The organism is Nesterenkonia sp. Act20 (assembly GCF_019173455.1).
In the GTDB taxonomy this organism is placed as follows: Bacteria; Actinomycetota; Actinomycetes; order Actinomycetales; family Micrococcaceae; genus Nesterenkonia.
Map to the genome: position 1 here is coordinate 1,091,598 of NZ_JADPQH010000001.1, position 20,069 is coordinate 1,111,666.

Here is a 20,069-nt window from a genome sequence, read left to right on the forward strand (position 1 = left end):
AAACCCTCGGTTTTTCTCATGCGCCTCTCATCGTTGCTTCACGTGGAGTCAGCAAGATGTTCATCTATGAGCATCACCATCATCTTGTACTCGCATGACTCGGTCGGCCTGGGCCATGCCCGCCGCAACCGGGCACTGGCCCACGCGCTTGCCGCCGATCTGCCCCGCTTGACGGGGCAGTCGGTCCGCGGCCTGCTCATCGCGGGACACCCCGACGCCACGGCTGATGCTCTCCCTCAGGGGTGGGACTGGCTCGTGCTGCCAGGTTTCACCCGCACCGTCGATGGATACACCTCGAGACGCCTCGATGTGAGCAATGATCGCCTCTTCAGCCTCCGCAGCGCGACAGCCGCGGCCGCGGTCAATGCCATGTCCCCGGACCTCTTCATCGCGGACCGTCACCCGTTCGGCGTCGGGGGTGAGCTGCTCGCCGCATTGGAGGGTCTGCGGGCGCGGGGGGCGCGCTGCGTGTTGGGCATGCGTGATGTGTTGGACTCGCCACCCGCCGCCGCGGCCGAGTGGCGCGCACTGGGCGGGGCGGCCGCCGCAGCCGCGTTCTATCAAGCGGTCTGGGTCTACGGCGATCCACAGGTGTACAGCCCCGTGGACAGTGGGGAGATCCCTGTTCCGCTGGCGGCGAGGACTCACTTCACCGGCTACCTCAGCCGCGGCCGACCCGCCGATGAAATGCTCGACTCCAGCCTGCGGCCCGCTCGACCCTATGTGCTCACAATGGTCGGCGGGGGCTCCGACGGCGGGGCGCTGGCTCTCGCCGCTGCACAGGCGCGAGTGCCCTCCGGGCACCGGCACGTGATTCTGACCGGCCCACAGATGCCCCCTCACGACTATGACAAGGTGCTCCGCGCCGTCGCGGACTCTGCTGACCATGACCGCATCCAACTGACACGTTCAGCTCCACATGTTCCACAGCTGGTGCGCGAGGCCGCCGCCGTCGTCTCCATGGCCGGATACAACTCCACCGCTGAGATCATGGCGACCAGCACTCCTGCACTGCTCGTCCCGCGCAGCAGACGACGCGCCGAACAGCCACGCCGGGCCGCGGCGTTGGCGGCCGTGGGAGCTGTCGAGGTGTTGGAGCCGGAGAATCTCACCCCTCAGCGGATCAGCCGCTTCTTCACCCGGGCAGTGACCCACCGAACCGTGCGCGACACCGTGGATCTGGACGGGCTCAGCCGCATCGGCCTGCTGGCAGCCACTGAACTCTCCAGAGCGCCCGCCGCCATGGCCCCTTCGAACACCCCTGCTGTCCACCACCCCCTCTCCTACGCGTCCACATCACCTGCATCCACGGGGGACCCCGCCCCGGCCATTGAAGCGAGGTTCGAGACTCATGTCAGCTGACTCCACTGATCGCGCCGCAGGCCCTGCCGATCCTGTCAGTCCCGCCACTCACACCATCGGCTATGTCCTGAAGATGTACCCCCGGTTCTCGGAGACGTTCATCGTCTCGGAGATCCTGGCTCGCGAAGCTGCCGGCGAGAAGATCGTGATCTTCTCTTTGCGCCCCAGCACCGACGCAAGGTTTCATCCCGAGCTTGCCCGCGTGAGGGCTCCCGTCGTCCACGTCCCACGGAGCTCCGTGGCATCGCGGTTCTGGGCGCAGTTCGCTGAGGCGGCTGCATCGCCGGCTCTCGCCGAAGGACTCCAACGAGCCCTGCCCGAGCTGCTCGAGGCAGGACACGATGACGCTCAGCAGGCGGTCGCACTCGCCCAGTCCGCAGAGCAGGCCGGCGTCACTCACTTCCACGCCCACTTCGCCTCGATGGCCACCAGCGTGGCCCGTCTCGCCGGGATGATCAGCGGACTTCCCTACTCCTTCACGGCGCATGCGAAGGACATCTTCCATGAAGATGTCGATCCGGCGGAGCTGCAGACCAAATTGGCCGACGCCCATCATGCGATCACGATCTCAGGGTTCAATCTGGAGGATCTGCAGCGCCGGTTTCCTGCGGAGACCTCCCGGCTGCACCTGGTCCGCAACGGATTGGAACTCTCCCGTTTTCCCTTCACTCCGGGCCGGAACGTCCGACCGGCCGACGGTGATCCGCCTCGCCTGCTCGGGATCGGACGTCTGGTGGAGAAGAAGGGGTTCCATCTGCTCATCGAAGCGGTGTCCCGGCTGCACAGCCTCGGCGTCCCAGCACAGGTCAGCATCGCCGGTGACGGCCCCTTGCGTTCCGAGCTCCAGGAGAGGATCGACGGCGCGGGACTGACCTCCTGGGTGCGACTGCTCGGTCCCTGCACACAGGAAGAGATCGGCGAGCTGCTCGGCACACACGATGTGTTCGTGGCCCCGTTCGTGGTGGGCGCCGATGGCAATGCGGACGGACTTCCCACGGTCCTCCTAGAGGCGATGGCACGCGGAATCCGCTGCGTGGCGGCGCAGGTGACCGGGGTCGGTGAACTCGTGCGCAGCGCAGAGACCGGGTGGTTGGTGCCCTCCGGGGACGTCACCGCCCTGACCAAGGCCCTGCTGGAGGCGCTCACCCTCGACGCCGGACACCTGGCGCTGTTGACTGCCGCCCGCAGCTGCATCGAGGACCACTTCGATTCCACCAGTCAGGCAGCGACGCTCCGTGCGCTGGTCCATGACCCACAGAGCGTGAGCTGCCGGGAGAGCCTGGTCGGCAGCGACACCGCAACGACCACGGTGCCGCTGCCGATGATGCGCGTGGAGGAGCCGGTATGAGAATCGCCTACCTGCTGGCGGACCCTGGCATCGGGATCTTCGGCACCAAGGGAGCCAGCGTGCATGCCCAGGAGATGATCCGCGCCTTCCGCGGTTTGGGCCACGAGGTCACCGTCTTCTGCACCAAACGCGGCGACAGGTTCGGTGACCCCCACAGTGAGGCGCAGCCGACCGATCTTGCTGACCTTCCGGTGTATGTGATCCCGGTGGACGGGGCCAAGGGGGCAGCTGCCCGAGAGGTCGCGGTCGCGCGCGCCTCGTCCACGATGGCGGCGCTGGCAGGCGACGGTGAATTCGACTTGCTCTACGAGCGCTATGCGCTGTTCTCCACCGCCGGCGCAGAGGCCAAGCGCTCCAGCGCCTGCCGGTTGGTCGTGGAGGTCAACGCCCCGCTGTTGGCTGAGCAGGCCAGACATCGCACTCTTCACGACGTCGGCGGCGCCACAGCCGCCACGCGCGAGACCTTCTCCCAGGCGGACCTCCTCTCCTGCGTCTCGTCGCCCATCGCCGAGTGGGCCCGCGAGATGAGCAGCACGGGGACCCGACTGCCGAGGGTGCGGATCACAGCCAACGGCGTGGACCCTGATCGTTTTCGACAATCGAGTTCAGTGTTCCCGCAGTCGCGGCACTCCGATCGTGAGACGGTGACGATCGGATTCCTGGGAACGCTCAAACCATGGCACGGCACTGACCTGCTGATCCAGGCGTTCGCGCATGCGCTCCAGCGGCTCGCTTCGCCGGCGCTCAAGCTGCTGATCGTCGGCGGGGGCCCGGAGCGAAACGCCTTGGAAGAGCTCACCGAGGAGCTGGGCATCGCGGAGGATGTGGAGTTCACCGGTCCTCTCCCCCCAGACCAGGTGCCGGCGGCGCTGCGTCGGTTCGACATCGCGGCGGCCCCATATCCTGCGCCCCCAACGGGCACAGCGCACTATTTCTCACCGCTGAAGGTCTATGAGTACCTCGCCGCCGGAGTTCCGGTCCTCGCCTCAGCGGTGGGGGAGCTTCCAGAGCTGCTTGCTGGCCCTGCTTCGACGGGACCTGCGGGAGAAACGGTCCTCCCAGGCGACGTCGAGGCGCTGACCGTTTCGCTGATCTCGATGATCGAAGACCCTGCACGGAGGGCACGACTGGGTGCCTCCGGTCGCCTGCAGGTCAAGCATGGACACAGCTGGGCTCATCGAGCCGAGGAGCTGCTGGATGACCTTGCGCAGTTGAATCTCGAAACCGGGACCCCAGAAACGTCCCCTGCGGAGGTGGCTTCTGCATGAGCCGGGAAAAAAGGGCCGAGGCGAAGGATTCCCGCACGCTGCACCGGCGCGGGCTCTCGAGGACGCTGCGCATGGTGCTCCCCCACCTGGGTGAGCACAAGCTTCTGGTGGCCACCGGACTGCTGGCGCTGCTGGGTGACGTGGCGTTCCGCATCCTAGAGCCGTGGCCGGTGAAGTTTGCAGTGGACGCCGTCACCGAGGCACTGGGTGCCGACGTCGACGAGACCATCGACTCCAGCAACAACGTTGAAGGCATGCTCATCTTCTGGGCCTTCGCACTGGCACTGATCGTGGGGGGCCGAGCTGTCTGCAACTACGCCTCGACCATCGCCTTCGCCAGAACGGGCGTCAAGGTGGCCGCACGTCTGCGCACACGAGTCTTCGACCACATCCAGTCACTGTCGCTTCGATATCACTCCAAGGCATCCATCGGGGACACCTCTCAGCGCCTGGTCGGGGACATGGGTCGGCTTCAGGAAGTCGCCGTGACGGCAGGTCTGCCGCTGGTCGGAAACCTGCTGACGCTTGTGACGCTGCTGGTGGTCGTGCTCATCCTCAATCCGCTGCTGGCTCTGATCGTCATCATCACCGGAGCCGGATACCTCTTGGCGAGCCGCGTGCTGAGTCCGATGATCACTGCCGCTTCGCGGTCAACCCGCAAAGGCGAGGGACGGCTGGTGGGCGATGCCGCCGAAGCGCTGGCCGCGATCCGGGTGGTGCAGTCCTACGGTCTGGAGGAGACTGTCGCGTCAGGGTTCGCCGCCGGGAACAACAAGGCGTTGAAGGCCGGGATCCGCGCACGACGTTTGGCAGCGCGCCTCGAACGTTCAACGGACCTGTTGGTGGGGACGGCTACCGCCGTGGTGCTGGGCTTCGGTGGGTGGCAGGTGCTGCAGGGCGGGATGACACCGGGCGATATGGTGCTGTTCCTGATGTACCTCAAGATCGCGATGAAGCCGCTGCGCGATATGGCTAAATACACCGGTCGGATCGCCCGCGCCACGGCTTCGGGCGAGCGCATTGCGGACCTTCTCGATGAAGAGATCGAGATTCAGGATCCGCCACATCCACTGCCGATGGGACGGGCGGAGGGCGAGCTCACCTTCTGGAGGGTCACGGCCAGGGACCATCGGGGCGCACCGCTCTTCCACGAGCTGAGTCTGCAGGTGCCTGCAGGACAGCGTGTGGGGCTGCTGGGGCCCTCGGGAGCGGGAAAATCGACACTGGCGGGCTACCTGCTTCGATTGGCGGACCCCGACTCCGGGTCTGTGCTCGTCGACGGTTGCTCGGCGCGGAATCTCACTCGAGCAGACCTTCGACGCAATATCGCGATCCTGCTTCAGGAATCAGTGCTCTTCAGCACCACGGTGCGGGAGAACATCCGCTACGGGCGCCAGGGCGCCAGCGATGCGGAGGTGGAGCAGTCAGCGCGGCGAGCGGGCGCCCACGATTTCATCATGGCGCTGCCCGAGGGGTACGAGACCGAACTGGGAAACCGCGGTGACACCCTCTCCGGGGGGCAGCGTCAACGGGTCGCCATCGCGCGAGCCCTGGTCCGCGACGCGCCGATCGTGCTGCTGGACGAACCGACGACGGGTCTGGACCCCGCCGCTCGAGAGGTCGTCGAGGCTTCGATCCGGGAGTTGACCCGCGAGCGCACCACAGTAGCCATCACCCACGACCTCAGCATGATCCAAGGCTTGGATCGTGTGCTGTGGCTGGAGGCCGGTGCGATCCGTGAGGACGGCTCCCCGGCGGAGCTGCTCGCAGATCCCCGTTCGCGACTGGCGCAGTGGGCTTCGAGTCAGCGAGGAGCCGCGGGGGCGGAGCCCGAACCCGCCGGCTCGGCGGAGAGCGGCACGGGGTCAGGGGAGGCATCAGAGGCAGAACAACGGTCCGCGCTGCGGCCAGAAGGGGTGTCGCGATGAAGCAGGATCTATCAGTGTGGACCGAGGCAGACGAGGTCGCGGCCAGGGCCGTCGGTCTGACGGGCGCCCGTCTGCTGCTCGATTCCGCAGAGCTCTCCTCACTGGTGGACGAGCCGGTGACCATCACCCGGATCCGCGCCAAACCGGGACATTCGCTCGTCGCGTCCTTTCAGACCGAGGCCGGGGACCCACGCTGGGCGATGCTCACCCTGGACACCGACAAGCTTGCGAAAGCTCGCGTGCGCGCGGCAGAGGGCGGACAGTCGGCGTCCTTCCGCGTCCACACAGACATCGGACCGTATCTCTTCAGCGGAAGCCTCTGGGCAGACCCGGTGCTCGGCAAAGACCTCGCAGAGGCACGCCGGGCTATGGAAGCTGCGGCCGGTGCAGCGCTGCCGTGGCAGGTTCTGCGTCATAATCCCCGGCGTCGAGTGGTGGCCGTGGTGCCGGATCCTCGATCGGGACACGGAGACAAGATCGTGCGCGTGGCCTCCATGGGAACGGCGGCTGCGCTCGAGGCGGCTCAGCGGTGGAGGGCCCTCGGACTTCCGCTGGTGCGCAGCACGTCCCTGGGGCGTCGGGGAACCGCGATGAGTTCACCCCGCTGGGGGTGGGAGGACTTGAACAACAGCCCACACGCGCCGGCCGCGCAGGCAGCGGGAGAGGTCGTGGGTCGATTGCATCGGCTCACCCGGGGTTCCCGGCGCAGGCCGATCCCCTCCGAGCTGCGCAGCGCTGAGCGGTCGATCTCGATCATCGCTCCCTGGTTGGCGGCCTCCGCCAGTCGTCTCGCGGAAGGGGTCCAGGAACGGCTCACCGCTGAGCAGGGTGTCCCTCCGTGCGAGCTTCATGGAGACCTCTCGCCGGACCAGGTCGTGATGGCTGCTCCGGGCAGCCACAAGATCCGCCTCATCGACTTCGACCGCTCCGGCTCGGGGGACCCGATGCGCGATGTGGGAAGTTGGCTGGCCTCCTGCCGCCGGCAGAACCTGGAGTCCATGAGAGTCGGGTTCATGGATGGCTACCGCGAACACGCGGAGCCCGACGATCGGCGCGCAGCGACGTGGGAGGCCTACGCTCAGCTGGCCGCCGCCTCCGACCCATTTCGGCACCGTGCACCCGACTGGCCCGCTCAGATGCACACCATGCTGCGGCTCGGCCAGGAGGCTCTGGACCGATGACTCCTCTGCCGCTGCCACCAGAGACCTTCACCCAGGCGGGGGTCGAGCTGCGCGTGACCCGCGCCTGGCCCCTCCCGGAAGAGTCGACCCTCATTCTCGAATGCGCGGATGGGGAACAGCGCAGGGCCGCGCTCTGGGACCAGTCTGGCCTGCGGCTGCAACCCACTGACACCAAGCTCAGTGCACTGGCAGAAGCCGCACCGGGCGGCGTCGTCGTCTCCCATCGATGGGGCAGACGCGCCGTCGTGCATCAGGGCGAGCGCTACATCAAAGTGGTGAGGCGCGGCCGCAGCTCCGCCATCATGCGGGGCATCGCCCGCGCCGGGGTCTTCGCCCAGACGTTCAGGACACCGGAGGCGCTGGCGCGGGATGAATCAACCGTGACCTTCTCCGCGCTGCCAGGTCTGACCCTCCACGATCCCGCTCTCTTCTCCGCGGTGGAATGGGAGCGCGCGTGGCACCAGGTGATGGGCGCGTGGACGCGAGCCGTCCGGGATGCGGCCAGGAGCCTGGACGTGCCCGGGGTCCCTGGACTGACCGACGGCGGTGGACTGACCGACGGCGGTGGGACAGTGACGCACGGGCCCGACCAAGAGGTCCAGGTCCTGCACCGTTGGGCCGGTCTGGTGCAGCCCTTCATCGAGAACCCCGAGCTGCTCTGGAGAAATGTCGAGACCGCCTCCGCGCGGCTGCGCGGGCTTCGCGACGCGCCGCTGCGACCAGCGCACCGCGACCTGCATGACAAGCAGCTGCTGTGGAGCCCGGACGCAGGTCCTGGACTGCTCGACGTCGACACTGCATGCCTTGCGGACCCTGCACTGGACCTGGGAAATCTTCGCGCCCATGCCCGCCTGCGCGTGCTGCAGCAGCTGTGGGCGCCACACGAGGCGAGAACCGTGGTGGCCGCCGTCGACGCTGCGGCCGCTCAGATCGGCGTGTCGAGTTCGGCGCTTCGCGTCTACGAGCAGGCGGCCGCTCTCCGGCTGGGCTGCGTCTATGCGGTGCGCCCGGCTTATTCCGCGGTGGCCGCCAGGCTGCGTCTGCTCGATGCCCAGGAGCGTGAAGATGAGAACTTTCTCATCCCGACTTCACGGTCCCCTCACTCTCGAGGTGCAGGATGAGAACAGATCGAACGAAGCACCAGCACCAGAAAGCGTCGTCGAACTGGTGAGGTTCACCAGAGCAAGGAAAAGTGCATCATGAGCAGGCAGACAGGCTGGATCCTCACCGGCGCACTGAGCATAGTCGCCCTCGGTGGCACCGCCGCAGTGGCGCAGCTCAATTCAGACAGCCCGGAACAGGACCTCGGACCGGCGATGGAGGTGGCCGAGCAGAGCGCTGCGCCAACCTCGGCGAGTCCGAAGCCCTCCCCGAGCCGGAGTCCGTCCCCCTCGCGCACAACCGACGCGGATCAGGACCCCAGTGCATCGGCAGCACCGCGTGCGAGCTCGACACCGACTCACGCAGCGGAACCAGCACCAGCCCCTGATCCGGTGCCCGAACCCGCTCCTGCGCCCATTCCGGAGCCCGCACCAGCCCCTGATCCCGCACCCGGTCCTGCGACGATCAGCCCCACTCCACCGGCGGTGTATCAGCCCGCCCCACTGGCTTCGGACTCGGCATGGACACCGGTGAGCTCGGTGTCCGCCCAGAGCTGGTCAGCGCCCTCGGCCGGCAGCTGACCCGCGCGATACCTGCGAGAGGCCACTCAGGCCTCGAGGCGGTAACCCACGCCGCGCACGGTCTTGATCCGCTCAGCCCCGACCTTGGCACGCAGGTAGCGGACATAGACGTCCACCAGATTCGACCCCGGATCGAAGCTGTAGCCCCAGACGCGTTCCAACAGCTGCTCACGGGAGAGGACCTGTCCGGGATGACGCATGAAGGTCTCCAGGAGAGCGAACTCCCGTGAGGACAGATCGTGCTGCTTCTCTCCTGCAGTGATCCGCCGCGCGTGGAGATCGAGCGTGAGTGAGCCAGCGGTCAAGCTGGTCGGCTCCTCCGCGGAACCACCGCGCAGCCGAAGTCTGATCCGAGCCAGCAGCTCATCGATGCTGAAGGGCTTGGCCATGTAATCGTCCGCCCCGGAATCCAGTCCGGCCACGGTGTCCGCCGGCGTGCTGCGCGCCGTGAGGATGATGACCGGCGCCGTGAACCCCTGCGCGCGCAGTCGGCCCAAGAGGCGCAGGCCATCTTCATCCGGGAGCCCCAGATCCAATACGGCCAGATCCACGGCGCTGCTCAGCGCGTACTCATACCCTTCGGCCGCGGTGGCGCCGCGCAGGACCGCGTAGCCCGCCGCACGCAGCCCCTTCTCCACGAAGGAGGCGATCCGGTCTTCGTCCTCAATGAGCAGGATCTGCGTCACGCTGGGCCTCCTGTGCTGTTCGTCTGCGTGGAATGCTCAGAGGCGGTCGAGGCATCCGGGCTGTCGGCTGCTCGCGAGTCGGCGGCCTCGGACACAAAATCCATCGGGTCCTCGTCTGAATGCGGCAGCACCATGGTGAAACGGGCACCCATGCCGGGGGCCGATTCAAGCTTCACCCAGCCCCCATGGGCCTGCGCTATCGCATCCACGATGGGAAGCCCCAGCCCCGAGCCCGGCTTGCTGGAGTCTGTGCGCCCGAAGCGCCGGAACACCCGCTCCTGATCTTCATCCGCGATGCCCTGGCCCTGGTCACGTACGAAGAGCCGCACCTCCCCCGCCGCGAGCTCCGAACCCAACGAGATGACCGACCCGGGGGCAGAGAACTTCACGGCATTGGCAGCAAGCTGCAGCCAGGCCTGCGTGAGTCTCTCGCGGTCGAGCCACGAGTCACCTTCAGCGCGCGCGTCCACGATCCACCGCCGCTCCCCCAGCGCGATCGCCTTGTCATAGACCTCATCGGTGAGCTTCCCGACCTCGGTGGGCGTCCGTCGCAGGAAGTCAGGCCTGCCTGCCTGCGCGAGAGTGGTCAGGTCATCGATCACCCGGTTCATCCGAGTCAGCTCATCGAGGGTCAGTTCACGGGTGGAGAGCACATCATCGCGATCTCCGGCGTCGAGCACCTCGAGATGACCGCGCACGATGGTCAGCGGCGTGCGCAGCTCATGGCTGACATCCTGGATCAGCTGGTCCTGGGAGCGGAAGGAGGCCTCGAGCCGGTCCAGCATCTCGTTGACCGACTTGGTCATCTCCGTGAGGTCGTCCTTGCCGGTGACCGGGATCCGTTCCGAGAGATCCTCCCTCCCGATGTGGCGGGCCGAGGAGGCCAGCACTCCGACCGGATGAAGCAGCCGTCCGGCGATGACCCCTCCGACGATCGCCACGACGCCCAGTGAGAGCGCCGCCACGGCGGCGTAGATCAGAAATCCATCCGCAAAGACTCCCTTTTCGGCGGTCATGTCGTAGCCCATGACCAGGGCTCCCACCTGAGACTCCTCCGCCGCCTCCGAATCCTCGGGCGCAGCGCTGCCGTGGATCGGCACGATCGCCACGCGGTAGGTGGTCCTCTCTGTCTCGAGCGTGGTCACGGTCGCACGTTCCGCCACGGCATAATCCTCCAGCAGGTTCAGCAGCTCAGGATCCTCTTCCAGACGCACCCGCGTGACCGCTGAGGTGAAGGCCACCTGGCCGTCGACAAGTCCGACGATCCCCTCGTTGCGCGTGGGAATGATGCGTTCCATGGCTGTGCGCACCAGTTCCGTGGGCGAGGTGAAGGGTTCACCGGTGCTGGGATCCACCCCCACCTCGTGCAGAACCCGGAACTGCTCGGCATCGGCGACAAGCTCCGCGTCGATTCGCCCCTCGACCTGAGCCTGCTGAATCGCGAAAGCCGTATAGCCGGCAGCGGCCAGCGCAAGCGCAGCGAGACCGACGACGGCGGCCAGAATCCTCGCTCGCACACTCAGCGGACGCAGGGCTGCGCGCCTTCGCAGCCGACGCCGCGGTGAACGCGCGGGCACCTCCGGCTCACCCGGCGTAGTCGTGTGGCTCATGGGCTTCAGTTTCTCATCCTGGTGCCCCTGACACGGCCCTCCGGTGATGAGAGTTCTTTCATCTGAGTGCGGCAGGATGACTGCATGGATCAGCTCGCCGCCCTCGTCTCGGTGCTGCGCGGTCCCACCGCTGGCGAGCTGCTGCGGATGGCGCTTGAACCTGGAGATGTCACCCTGAGTGCCTGGAAGCTGGAACAGGTCTACGCACGTCCGGGGGCGGAGACCACCGCCCTCTACCAGGTGGAGACCCCGGGGATGCCGCTGACCTTGGTGATCAGCACGGTCTCACTCACCGATCAGCAGCGCCAGGCGATGGGGGCGGTGCGCGCCGAATCCGTCCAGGGGACTGTGCACATCTGGGCGCACCCGGTAGACCCGGAGCTGCCTGGCCTGCTCGTGGTCGAAGCGGGTGCCGAGGTCGGCGCCGGTGCCGAGGTTTGCGCCGGTGCCGAGCACCGTGGATCCGGGACCCTTGAAGAGCGCCTGAGCCGGCTGCTCGGTGAAAAGTGCAGCATCACCGACCTGCGTCGGCTGGTGCTGCGCCCGCTGCGCCGAGCCGTGTACCGAGCGGTGGTGTCCTCGGTTCGGGGCGAGAGGGTGCTCTACCTCAAGGTTGTGAGACCCGCCAAAGTGCCGGGCCTGCTTCAGCGGCACCGCTGTTCCAGGCTGAGCCCCCCGGCCGCCGACGCCGGCGAAGGGATCCTCGTCATTCCCGAGGCACCTGGGATGCCCCTGACCCACCACCTGTACCGGCCGACACCATCGACAGCGAGGGGCGGCCAGGCGCACCATCACGAGCCCGTGCCGCGTGTACACCCGAAGACGATCACCTCGGCGTTGGACTCGTTGACGCCGTCCGCCCTGGAGCTGCCGGCTCGAGAGTCACCCGCGCAGCGTCACCGCGGCCTCGAACCTGGGGCCATCGGTGCAGGCGCAGACCCACAACGGGTCGGAAAGCTGGGAGATGACATCGCCGCGAAGCTCAGCACGACGCCGGGGCCGGTGGTGCCCACCCACGGCGACTTCCATCCGGCCAACCTGTTCCTGGACCAAACCGCGAGCACACCCACGGCACTCATCGATGCTGACACGGTGGGGCCGGGCTACCGGGTCGACGATCTCGCCACGATGCTGGGGCACCTGATCACCCTGCCCAGCTTCAACCCGGCCGCGTACTCGGCCGTCCCCGACCTGGCTCGCAGATTCTTCTCCCACTGCCTCATCGATCACGATCCCGACGAGCTGCGCGCACGGACCGCCGCCGTGCTGCTGTCACTGCTTCCAGGGGTCGAGAGCGGCGAGCAGCGGGAGCACTACCTGCACTGGGCCGAGCAGCTGGTGAGGGACCTCAGTCCTGCGGATCTGCTTCGCTGAGCCAGACCTGTGTGGGACGGATGAACAGCAGCACCAGCGCGACGGCGGCGGGCAGCACGAACGCCACACCCACTGCCGGGAGCCCGCCGGAGAAGAAGCTGAAGGACAGCACCACGATCAGCAGCTCCACGACCATCGCCGGGGTCCGCGCACCCTGCGTTCCGAGGAAGATCCTGAAACCGAGCAGCACCAGAACGAGTCCGAAGAGGACATAGAGCACCACCAGCGCAATGGCTCCGGCGGCGTCGAGCACCTGGGCCTGCGAGGTCAGCGCGCTGGCCACGGCATTGAACGCCAGCGCCATGCCCTGGATGAAGAGGATCAGAAAGAGCACCCAGACGGAGACCGGCCGCGGCCGGGCCTGAGTGAAGCGTCGGGGCGGACGCGGTGCGTTGAAATCCGGGGTGACGGAGTCTTCGGGGGCCATCTCACCATTGAACCACCCGGTGCACGGTTCTCCACTGGAGCAGCTCCCCAACCGCTGACCTGGTGCAACGTTTGGAACGAAACAGCATGTGACAAAGTACACACTGTTTCGCAGTCATTTCGGCAGTGCGAAGTCTTGTTTGCCAGGCGTTAACATGCCAGCCTTGAGTCCGTACTTATTCGGGATGGCAGAATACCTCGCCCGAGGTCTGGAAATGCACCGCCGTCCAGGCGCCACGGTCATTCGACTGTGGAACGTTCTGCCCCCTGGACGCGGATGTGACTCCCGAAGCAACACCGGGGACCGCCACAGATCGAGGCTTGGTCGAGGAAGCTCCGCGCAATGCCCTAAGACCCGAACAGCGGCGCCCACGAGGCGCCCTAGGAGTAGTGATCCCATGGATTGGCGCAGCCGAGCAGCCTGCCTGGACAAGGACCCCGAACTTTTCTTCCCCGTCGGCAACACCGGACCAGCTCTGCTTCAGATCGAAGAGGCCAAGAGCGTCTGCCGCCGGTGCCCCGTGATGGACACCTGCCTTCAGTGGGCTCTCGAGACCGGACAGGACTCCGGCGTCTGGGGCGGCATGAGCGAGGACGAGCGCCGCGCGCTCAAGCGCCGGGCCGCTCGCGCCCGCCGCGCCTCCTGAGAGTCTTCGCCTCACCCGCCAGACTTTGCTGACGCGGTGAGGATCGGAGCACGGAGCTTGACCCGTGTGCCGGTCCTCACCGCGTTTTTCATGTCCGGCTCCGCCGGGGAGGCGGGCTCCCATTCGATGGAGCCGGAGAGCTCCCCCCGGACCAGGGTGCGCACGATCTGCAGCCCCAGGCCGGGCTCCCATTCCTCTTCGGGCAGACCCACACCGTCGTCGGTGAGCTCCAGCTCGAGCCGCTGACGTCCCGCGGCGTCGGCGGCTCGATGCACCGTCATCGCCACGTTGAGCTCGCGGCGCTCCGGATCCGGGCCGAATCCATGCTCCACGGCATTGGCCACGATCTCCGTGATCACCAGCGCCAGCGGGGTCACCATGTCCGGGGGGAGCTGACCGAAGCTTCCCTCCAATGAAGTGACGACCTGTCTGTCCGACTGCGCCATCTCCGCGGCCAGCCGCAGCTGTCGGCGCATCAGCTCATCGACGTCCACGCTTTCCTCCAGCCCCTTGGAGAGCGAGTCATGAACCATGGCGATGGTCTCCACCCGGCGCATGGCACGACGCAGACCCTCCCGGCCCTCCTGAGAATCCATCCGCCGCGACTGCATCCTCAGCAGCGCGGAGACGGTCTGCAGGTTGTTCTTCACCCGGTGGTGTATCTCCTTGATGGTCGCGTCCTTGCTCATCAGCTGCTTGTCGCGACGGCGCAGCTCGGTGACGTCGCGGCAGAGCACCAGGGCCGCGTAGCGCTCCCCATGAGCTTGTCGCGCCGCCTCGCTGCCGGCTGCGTGATAGAGTGGAATCGAGCGCAGCGTCACCGCGGCACCGTGTGCCTCCAGCTCCGCGCGCATCGCCCGTCGTCCGGTCAGCATCATCGGCTGAGACTCGTCGACGACGACGCCGGTCGCGCGCTGCAGCTCCGAGCCGATCCCCGCCAGGGAGCGCCCCTCGAGAGTGTCCGAGACGCCGAGCCGCAGCAGCGCGGAGACGGCATTGGGCGAGGCGAAGGTGATCCGCCCCTCCTCGTCCAGGCGCAGCAGCCCATCGCCGACCCGGGGCGCTCCCCCGTAGCCCGTGAATTCCTGAGTGGCGTCGGGCCAGCGGCCCTCGGCGGCCATGGCAAGCAGGTCATCCGCGCAACGTCGATACGTCAGCTCCAGCCGAGACGGGCTGCGCATGGCAGCCACCGCGAAGTGCAAGGTGATCACGCCGACAGTGCGCCCGCGGTGCAGCAGCGGAAGCGCCTGCACCCGCATGCGCGCCGGCGAGGGCTGTCCCTGATCGGAGGAGTTCGTCTCCACCTGGGAGGTCCAGGCGCGCTCCACCATCGGCTTCAGATCGGCCCGGATGCGGTCCCCGACCACGTCGCGGTGGATCAGGGTCTGCGTGGTCGAGGGGCGAGCCTGCGCCAGGGCGATGAAGGAACGCTCCTCGGCGTAGAGAAACCCTTCCTCGGTGTGCGGGAACCACAGCACCAGATCAGAGAACGCCAGATCAGAGAGCAGCTGCCAGTCCCCGACGAGGGCATGGAGCCATTCGACGTCGTCCTGCGTGAGATACCGATGACCGACGAGCGGATCCTGGAAGACGGCCATGTCTGTTCTCCTCGATGAGTGATGGCGGGGAAAGGAATCTCTGGATCACCGTGCGGACCCGAAGGCGGCTCCGGAGTTGACCACGGCTCCGGAGCCCAACACTCAGGAGTCGATCAGGCCACGCAGGTGACGCAGCAGCACTGTCAGCGAGGCGATGTTGTCATCGGCCAGGGCATCCACCTCGGCGATGAGCCGCTCGGTGCGGGCGAGCTTGGCCCCATTCGCCTGCTTCCACTCCTCCAGGCGCTGCGTCGGGTCCTGCTCCGCGGAGGTCCCGCGCAGCACCGCCCCGGTGATCTCGGCCATGGCGCTGTAGAGCTCATCGCGCTGCGCTCCGCGAGCCAGTGCCTGCCACTTGTCCTCACGCGGCTGGTTCGTGATCCGGTTCAGCAGCGAGTCTGCGCTGAACTCCGCATAGACCGCGTAGTACACCCCGGCGACCTCTCGAGAGTCGAGCTCGTGGGTGGCAGAGAGCGAGGCGATGTCCAGCAGCGAGAAGGCCTCGAAGAGCTCGGAGACCCAGGTGGCAAGCTCCTCGGGCATGCCCGTCTCCATCGCCTCGGCCCGCCGCTGCTCCACACGCCTGCGGTCCTCACCGCGCAGATAGCTGGTGAGGTCTCCGTAGAGCGGTGAGATGTGCTCGGCATAGGCCTCCACATCTTCCCGCACGGAGGTGCCACGGCTCACGTGGTTGATGAACCAGCGGACGGCCCGATCCAGCAGCCGGCGCATATCGCGGTAGGTGTTCGCCCAGGCGTCCCGGTCGAAGTTCACCGGGAGCTCGCGCATGGCCTCATCGAAGGCCTCCAGCGAGAAGAGCTGACGCACTGCCACGAAGGAGCGGACCACCTGTTCCTCGGCCGCGAACGTCTCCTCGATCGCACGGAAGACGAAGGCCGCTCCACCGACGTTGACCACATCATTGGCCACCACATTGGCGATGATCTCGCGATGCAGCGGATGCCGAGAGAGCTCCTCGGAGAACCGCTCGCGCAGGGCCGCGGGGAAGTACTCCTCAAGGGTCAGGGTGAACCAGTCATCATCTGGAACCGAGCTTTCCACCAGTGCTGCCTTGAGCTGAATCTTCGCGTAGGCGGCCAGCACGGCGAGTTCCGGCGAGGTCAGGATGCGCTGGCCGGCCGCGGCGCGCTCGGCGAAGATCTCATTGCTGGGAAGCACCTCAATGCTGCGGTCAAGGTCCACCGTCTCTTCCAACCACGTGATGAGTCGCTGGAAGCTCGGCGACCACTCCCCCACCCGATGCCGATCCGTCATCAGCAGCACATTCTGGTCCCGGTTCGTCTCCAGGACATGGGAGGCGACGTCCTCGGTCATGGAGCCCAGCAGCTCGCTGCGCTCGCCCGCCTCGAGATGTCCGGACCCCACGAGCTGGTCGATGAGGATCTTGATGTTGACCTCATGGTCGGAGCAGTCCACCCCGGCCGAGTTGTCGATGGCATCGCTGTTGAGCAGGGTTCCGGTCTGCGCAGCCTCGATTCGACCGGCCTGGGTGAAGCCGAGGTTGCCGCCCTCCCCGACGACCCTGGCCCGCAGCTGACTCCCATCCACACGGATGGCGTTGTTGGCGCGGTCACCGACCTGGTCATGGGTCTCATAGGAGGCCTTCACGTAGGTGCCGATGCCGCCGTTGTAGAAGAGGTCCACAGGGGTCTGCAGCAGCGCCTTGATCAGTTCCGGCGGGGTCAGCTGGTCCTGATCTGCCGGAAGATCGAACCGTTGACGCATCTCCTCGGTGATCTCGATGCTCTTGGCGGTCCGGGAGAAGACCCCGCCCCCGGCGGAGATCAGCTCGGAGTCGTATTCGCCCCAGCCGGAGCGCTGGGCGTGGAAGAGCCGCTGCCGTTCGGCGAAGCTGGCGGCGGCATCCGGATTGGGGTCGATGAAGATGTGCAGGTGATTGAACGCCGCGACCAGTTGAATATGCTCGGAGAGCAGCATCCCGTTGCCGAAGACGTCTCCACCCATGTCACCGATCCCCAGGACCGTGAAGTCTTCGCTCTGCGTGTCCACGCCGAGCTCCGAGAAATGCGACTTCACCGACTCCCAGGCACCCCGGGCGGTGATGCCCATCTCTTTGTGGTCGTAGCCCACGGAACCGCCTGAGGCGAAGGCATCGCCGAGCCAGTGCCCGTATTCCTTGCTGATCTCGTTCGCGGTGTCGGAGAAGGTCGCGGTGCCCTTGTCCGCGGCGACCACCAGGTACGCGTCGTCGCCGTCGTGGCGAACGACCCTGTCCGGGTGGATGATCACCATCTGAGAGTCTCGTTCACTCTGGTTGTCGGTGATGTCGAGCAGCGCCCGGATATAGATCTTGTACGCGTCCCGGCCAGCCTCGAACCAGGACGAGCGGTCCGCCGCCGGATCTGGAAGCTGCTTGGGGTAGAACCCGCCCTTGGCTCCGGAGGGGACGATCACCGCGTTCTTGGCCATCTGCGCCTTCACCAGGCCCAGCACCTCAGTGCGGAAGTCCTCGCGCCGGTCGGACCAGCGCAGGCCGCCGCGAGCGACTTTGGCGAAGCGCAGGTGCACCCCTTCGACGACGGGCGAATAGACCCAGACCTCATGGGCCGGGCGCGGCTTGGGCGCGGCGTCGATCGTGGCCGGAGTCAGCTTCAGCGAGAGCCAGTCGTGTCCTTGATAGAGGTTCGTCCGCTGGGTGGAGTCGATCAGATTGAGCAGGGCGCTGAGCACGCGGTCCGCGTCCAGTGTGCGCACCTGCTCCAGCGCCTCGAGGACCTTCTCGCGGGCCGAGGAGCTGAGCTGCTCACGGTCCCCATCGAGGTCCGGGTCGAAGCGCGTCTCGAAGTACTCGACCAGCGCGATGGCCATCTCGGGGTTCTGCAGCAGCGACTCCGCGACGAACGTGTAGGAGTTGGTGCTGCCGAGCTGACGGTAGTACTTGGCGTAGGCGCGCAGGACCGTGACGCTGCGGATGCTCAGACCCAGACGCAGGACGAGCTGGGAGAAGACGTCGGATTCGGCCTTCCCCATCAGCACCTGCTGATAGGCCTCCTGCAGCAGCGAGACGGTGTCCTTGGCGGTGACCCCCTCGGGGTAGAACAGACCGAGATCGTAGAGGTGGAAGGTCGCCCCGTCCGGGCAGTTCAGCGTATAAGAGCGCTCATCGAGAACCTCCAGCCCGAAGTCATCGATGACCGGGAGGGTGTCGGTGAGGGTCTTCTGCTCGGTGAGGTAGAGCTTCAGGCGCATGTCCGCCGTGCCGCCGTCCCGCGAGCTGTAGAAGCTCATCCGGGGCACCGCTTCGCCCTCCTTGGCCGCCTCCTCCAGAGCCTCGAACTGCGCGGCGTCGGAGAGCGCGTCCTGGACCTCGTAGAGCACACGGTAATCATCGGGGAACGCCTCGCTCCAGCGCGCGGCGACGGCCTCGGCATGCCTGCTCGAGTAGCGCTCCTGCGCCTCGGCCGCGATTCCTTCGGCCCAGGACCGCACGGCCCTGGTCAGCCGGTTCTCGAGCTCCTCCTGGGTACCAGCGGGCTCGGCGGCGTCGTCGGCCAGGCGCAGCCGGAAGAAGACCCGCGCCAGCACGGAATCGGTGAGTCGCACGTTGAAGTCGATGGACTCGGCCTGCACGTAGTCGAGCAGCTCCTGCTCGATCCGGCGGCGCACGGCAGTGTTGTACCGGTCCCTGGGGAGGTAGACCAGCGCCGTCATGAACCGCCCGTAGTGGTCTCGCCGCAGGAACAGCTTGACCCTGCGTCGTTCCTGAAGCTGCATGATCTGCCAGGTGGCCTGCTCGATCTCGTCGATCTCCATCTGCAGCAGCTCATTGCGCGGATAGGTCTCCAAGATCTGCATCAGGTCATTGCCCGAGTGCGAGTCGGCTGCGAAGCCGGAGCGCTTGAGCAGCTCATCCGCGCGGGAGCGCAGCAGCGGAATGTTGACGATGGACTGGCTGTAGGCGCGTTCGCTGAAGAGTCCGATGAAGCGGCGTTCGCCCTTGACCGTGCCGTCCACGTTGAAGGTCTTGACGGCGACGTAGTCCATATAGGTGCGGCGACGCACCGTGGAGCGCGAGTTGGCCTTCGTCACAACCAGCGCACGGCGCTGCCCGGCACGCTCGCGACCGGCGGCGGAGAGTTCGGTGGAGCGCCGCGCGATCGGCTTGCCATTCTTGTCGGCGAGGATCCCGAGGCCTGTGCCGGTGACCGGATCCAGGTGCACGGAGCCGTCCGGGTATTCGGCGAGCTCGTATTCGCGGTAGCCCAGGAACAGGAAGTTTCCGGAGCCCATCCATTCCAGGAGATCAGCGGACTCCTCAGCCTCTGGGAGGTCCTCGGCGCCGCGCAGAGAACGTCCTGCCGTCATCACTTGGGCAACCATTCGGTCCTGATCACGATGACTTGCCAGCACATCTGCCAGGATCCTGCGAAGCCCGTCGATCAATTCGTCTGCGTCCTCCGCGGAGATCACGCGGTCGAGCTCCACGGTGATCCAGGACTCGATCTTGACCTGGTGATCGTCGTGGAGCAGCGCCTTCAGGTTCGGCAGCGTCTGGGTGTCCCCCGAGGAGACCCCCCGGTGCTCGGCGGGCAGGGATTTCACGGCTGCCAGTTCTCCGGAGCCGCTGCTGCGGCTGCTCAGGAAGATCGGGTGCACCACCAGAGAGATGCCGTGTCCATGCCGGGTCACTTCTGCGGTCACCGAGTCCACGAGGTAGGGCATGTCATCGGTGACGACCTGGACCACGCTGCGGGCCCCCACGGTGCTCACCTGAATGACGGGTGAGGAGTCCGTGCGGGACTGCGCGAGTGTCAGGTGCTCGGTGACCCTGCGCACCTGATGGTCACTGCTGACAAGCTGCAGGTCATCGTGCGCGATGTGCGCATAGTAGGCATCGGTCAAAGTCTCAAGGTCGGCGTCATTGCTGGTCCATAGAGTCTTCTCAGCGGGCATCTGTACTCTCACTCTTTCCTCGGA

The 20,069-nt window shown here is 66.7% G+C and carries 14 protein-coding genes; 9 read left to right on the forward strand and 5 right to left on the reverse strand.

Annotation, left to right across the window (positions count from 1 at the left end; translation table 11 throughout):
* Positions 1 to 66: 66 nt before the first annotated feature.
* The 7 genes from IY716_RS05085 (at position 67) to IY716_RS05115 (ending at position 8,769) form a co-directional block, all read left to right on the forward strand.
* Positions 67 to 1,362 (forward strand): glycosyltransferase family protein, encoded by a 1,296-nt coding sequence (locus IY716_RS05085; protein ID WP_218220486.1) that lies wholly within the window; start codon positions 67 to 69, stop codon positions 1,360 to 1,362.
* Positions 1,352 to 2,710 (forward strand): glycosyltransferase, encoded by a 1,359-nt coding sequence (locus IY716_RS05090; protein ID WP_218220487.1) that lies wholly within the window; start codon positions 1,352 to 1,354, stop codon positions 2,708 to 2,710. Before IY716_RS05085 ends, IY716_RS05090 begins: the two co-directional genes overlap by 11 nt.
* Positions 2,707 to 3,978 (forward strand): glycosyltransferase family 4 protein, encoded by a 1,272-nt coding sequence (locus IY716_RS05095; protein ID WP_218220488.1) that lies wholly within the window; start codon positions 2,707 to 2,709, stop codon positions 3,976 to 3,978. Before IY716_RS05090 ends, IY716_RS05095 begins: the two co-directional genes overlap by 4 nt.
* Entirely contained in the window at positions 3,975 to 5,906 is a 1,932-nt protein-coding gene (locus IY716_RS05100) for an ABC transporter ATP-binding protein (protein ID WP_218220489.1), read from the forward strand. Before IY716_RS05095 ends, IY716_RS05100 begins: the two co-directional genes overlap by 4 nt.
* Entirely contained in the window at positions 5,903 to 7,087 is a 1,185-nt protein-coding gene (locus IY716_RS05105; protein ID WP_218220490.1) for a phosphotransferase family protein, read from the forward strand. Before IY716_RS05100 ends, IY716_RS05105 begins: the two co-directional genes overlap by 4 nt.
* On the forward strand, positions 7,084 to 8,208 hold the full coding sequence (locus IY716_RS05110; RefSeq protein ID WP_218220491.1) for a phosphotransferase family protein: 1,125 nt from the start codon (positions 7,084 to 7,086) through the stop codon (positions 8,206 to 8,208). Before IY716_RS05105 ends, IY716_RS05110 begins: the two co-directional genes overlap by 4 nt.
* A gap of 78 nt (positions 8,209 to 8,286) precedes the next feature.
* On the forward strand, positions 8,287 to 8,769 hold the full coding sequence (locus tag IY716_RS05115) for a hypothetical protein (protein WP_218220492.1): 483 nt from the start codon (positions 8,287 to 8,289) through the stop codon (positions 8,767 to 8,769).
* Between the two features lie 26 nt (positions 8,770 to 8,795).
* Here the strand turns inward: IY716_RS05115 and IY716_RS05120 are convergent, their stop codons facing one another.
* Positions 8,796 to 9,455, reverse strand: coding sequence for a response regulator transcription factor (locus IY716_RS05120; protein WP_218220493.1), 660 nt, complete (start codon positions 9,453 to 9,455; stop codon positions 8,796 to 8,798).
* Positions 9,452 to 11,065, reverse strand: coding sequence for a cell wall metabolism sensor histidine kinase WalK (locus IY716_RS05125; protein WP_255316434.1), 1,614 nt, complete (start codon positions 11,063 to 11,065; stop codon positions 9,452 to 9,454). Before IY716_RS05125 ends, IY716_RS05120 begins: the two co-directional genes overlap by 4 nt.
* A gap of 84 nt (positions 11,066 to 11,149) precedes the next feature.
* On the opposite strand from IY716_RS05125, the gene IY716_RS05130 reads away from it, so the two are divergent.
* Positions 11,150 to 12,439, forward strand: a complete 1,290-nt coding sequence (locus IY716_RS05130) for a phosphotransferase (RefSeq protein ID WP_218220494.1) — start codon at positions 11,150 to 11,152, stop codon at positions 12,437 to 12,439.
* Here IY716_RS05130 and IY716_RS05135 read toward each other — a convergent pair.
* On the reverse strand, positions 12,414 to 12,866 hold the full coding sequence (locus tag IY716_RS05135; RefSeq protein ID WP_218220495.1) for a hypothetical protein: 453 nt from the start codon (positions 12,864 to 12,866) through the stop codon (positions 12,414 to 12,416). The two genes, IY716_RS05130 and IY716_RS05135, sit on opposite strands and share 26 nt — an antisense overlap.
* 397 nt (positions 12,867 to 13,263) lie before the next feature.
* On the opposite strand from IY716_RS05135, the gene IY716_RS05140 reads away from it, so the two are divergent.
* Positions 13,264 to 13,512 carry a WhiB family transcriptional regulator gene (locus tag IY716_RS05140; RefSeq protein WP_036474112.1) on the forward strand — a complete coding sequence of 83 codons (249 nt, stop codon included), beginning with the start codon at positions 13,264 to 13,266 and terminating at the stop codon, positions 13,510 to 13,512.
* Between the two features lie 11 nt (positions 13,513 to 13,523).
* Here the strand turns inward: IY716_RS05140 and IY716_RS05145 are convergent, their stop codons facing one another.
* Positions 13,524 to 15,110: a sensor histidine kinase gene (locus tag IY716_RS05145; RefSeq protein ID WP_218220496.1), complete on the reverse strand. Its 1,587-nt coding sequence runs from the start codon at positions 15,108 to 15,110 to the stop codon at positions 13,524 to 13,526.
* A 102-nt stretch (positions 15,111 to 15,212) separates the two neighbouring features.
* On the reverse strand, positions 15,213 to 20,045 hold the full coding sequence (locus tag IY716_RS05150) for an NAD-glutamate dehydrogenase (protein WP_218220497.1): 4,833 nt from the start codon (positions 20,043 to 20,045) through the stop codon (positions 15,213 to 15,215).
* Between the last annotated feature and the right edge of the window lie 24 nt (positions 20,046 to 20,069).

Coding starts and splice junctions, on each gene's coding strand:
- IY716_RS05100 (WP_218220489.1), top strand. CDS start 3,975: ATGAGCCGGGAAAAAAGGGCCGAGGCGAAGGATTCCCGCACGCTGCAC.
- IY716_RS05090 (WP_218220487.1), top strand. CDS start 1,352: ATGTCAGCTGACTCCACTGATCGCGCCGCAGGCCCTGCCGATCCTGTC.
- IY716_RS05085 (WP_218220486.1), top strand. CDS start 67: ATGAGCATCACCATCATCTTGTACTCGCATGACTCGGTCGGCCTGGGC.
- IY716_RS05115 (WP_218220492.1), top strand. CDS start 8,287: ATGAGCAGGCAGACAGGCTGGATCCTCACCGGCGCACTGAGCATAGTC.
- IY716_RS05125 (WP_255316434.1), bottom strand. CDS start 11,065: ATGAGCCACACGACTACGCCGGGTGAGCCGGAGGTGCCCGCGCGTTCA.
- IY716_RS05110 (WP_218220491.1), top strand. CDS start 7,084: ATGACTCCTCTGCCGCTGCCACCAGAGACCTTCACCCAGGCGGGGGTC.
- IY716_RS05130 (WP_218220494.1), top strand. CDS start 11,150: ATGGATCAGCTCGCCGCCCTCGTCTCGGTGCTGCGCGGTCCCACCGCT.
- IY716_RS05140 (WP_036474112.1), top strand. CDS start 13,264: ATGGATTGGCGCAGCCGAGCAGCCTGCCTGGACAAGGACCCCGAACTT.
- IY716_RS05105 (WP_218220490.1), top strand. CDS start 5,903: ATGAAGCAGGATCTATCAGTGTGGACCGAGGCAGACGAGGTCGCGGCC.
- IY716_RS05150 (WP_218220497.1), bottom strand. CDS start 20,045: ATGCCCGCTGAGAAGACTCTATGGACCAGCAATGACGCCGACCTTGAG.
- IY716_RS05135 (WP_218220495.1), bottom strand. CDS start 12,866: ATGGCCCCCGAAGACTCCGTCACCCCGGATTTCAACGCACCGCGTCCG.
- IY716_RS05145 (WP_218220496.1), bottom strand. CDS start 15,110: ATGGCCGTCTTCCAGGATCCGCTCGTCGGTCATCGGTATCTCACGCAG.
- IY716_RS05095 (WP_218220488.1), top strand. CDS start 2,707: ATGAGAATCGCCTACCTGCTGGCGGACCCTGGCATCGGGATCTTCGGC.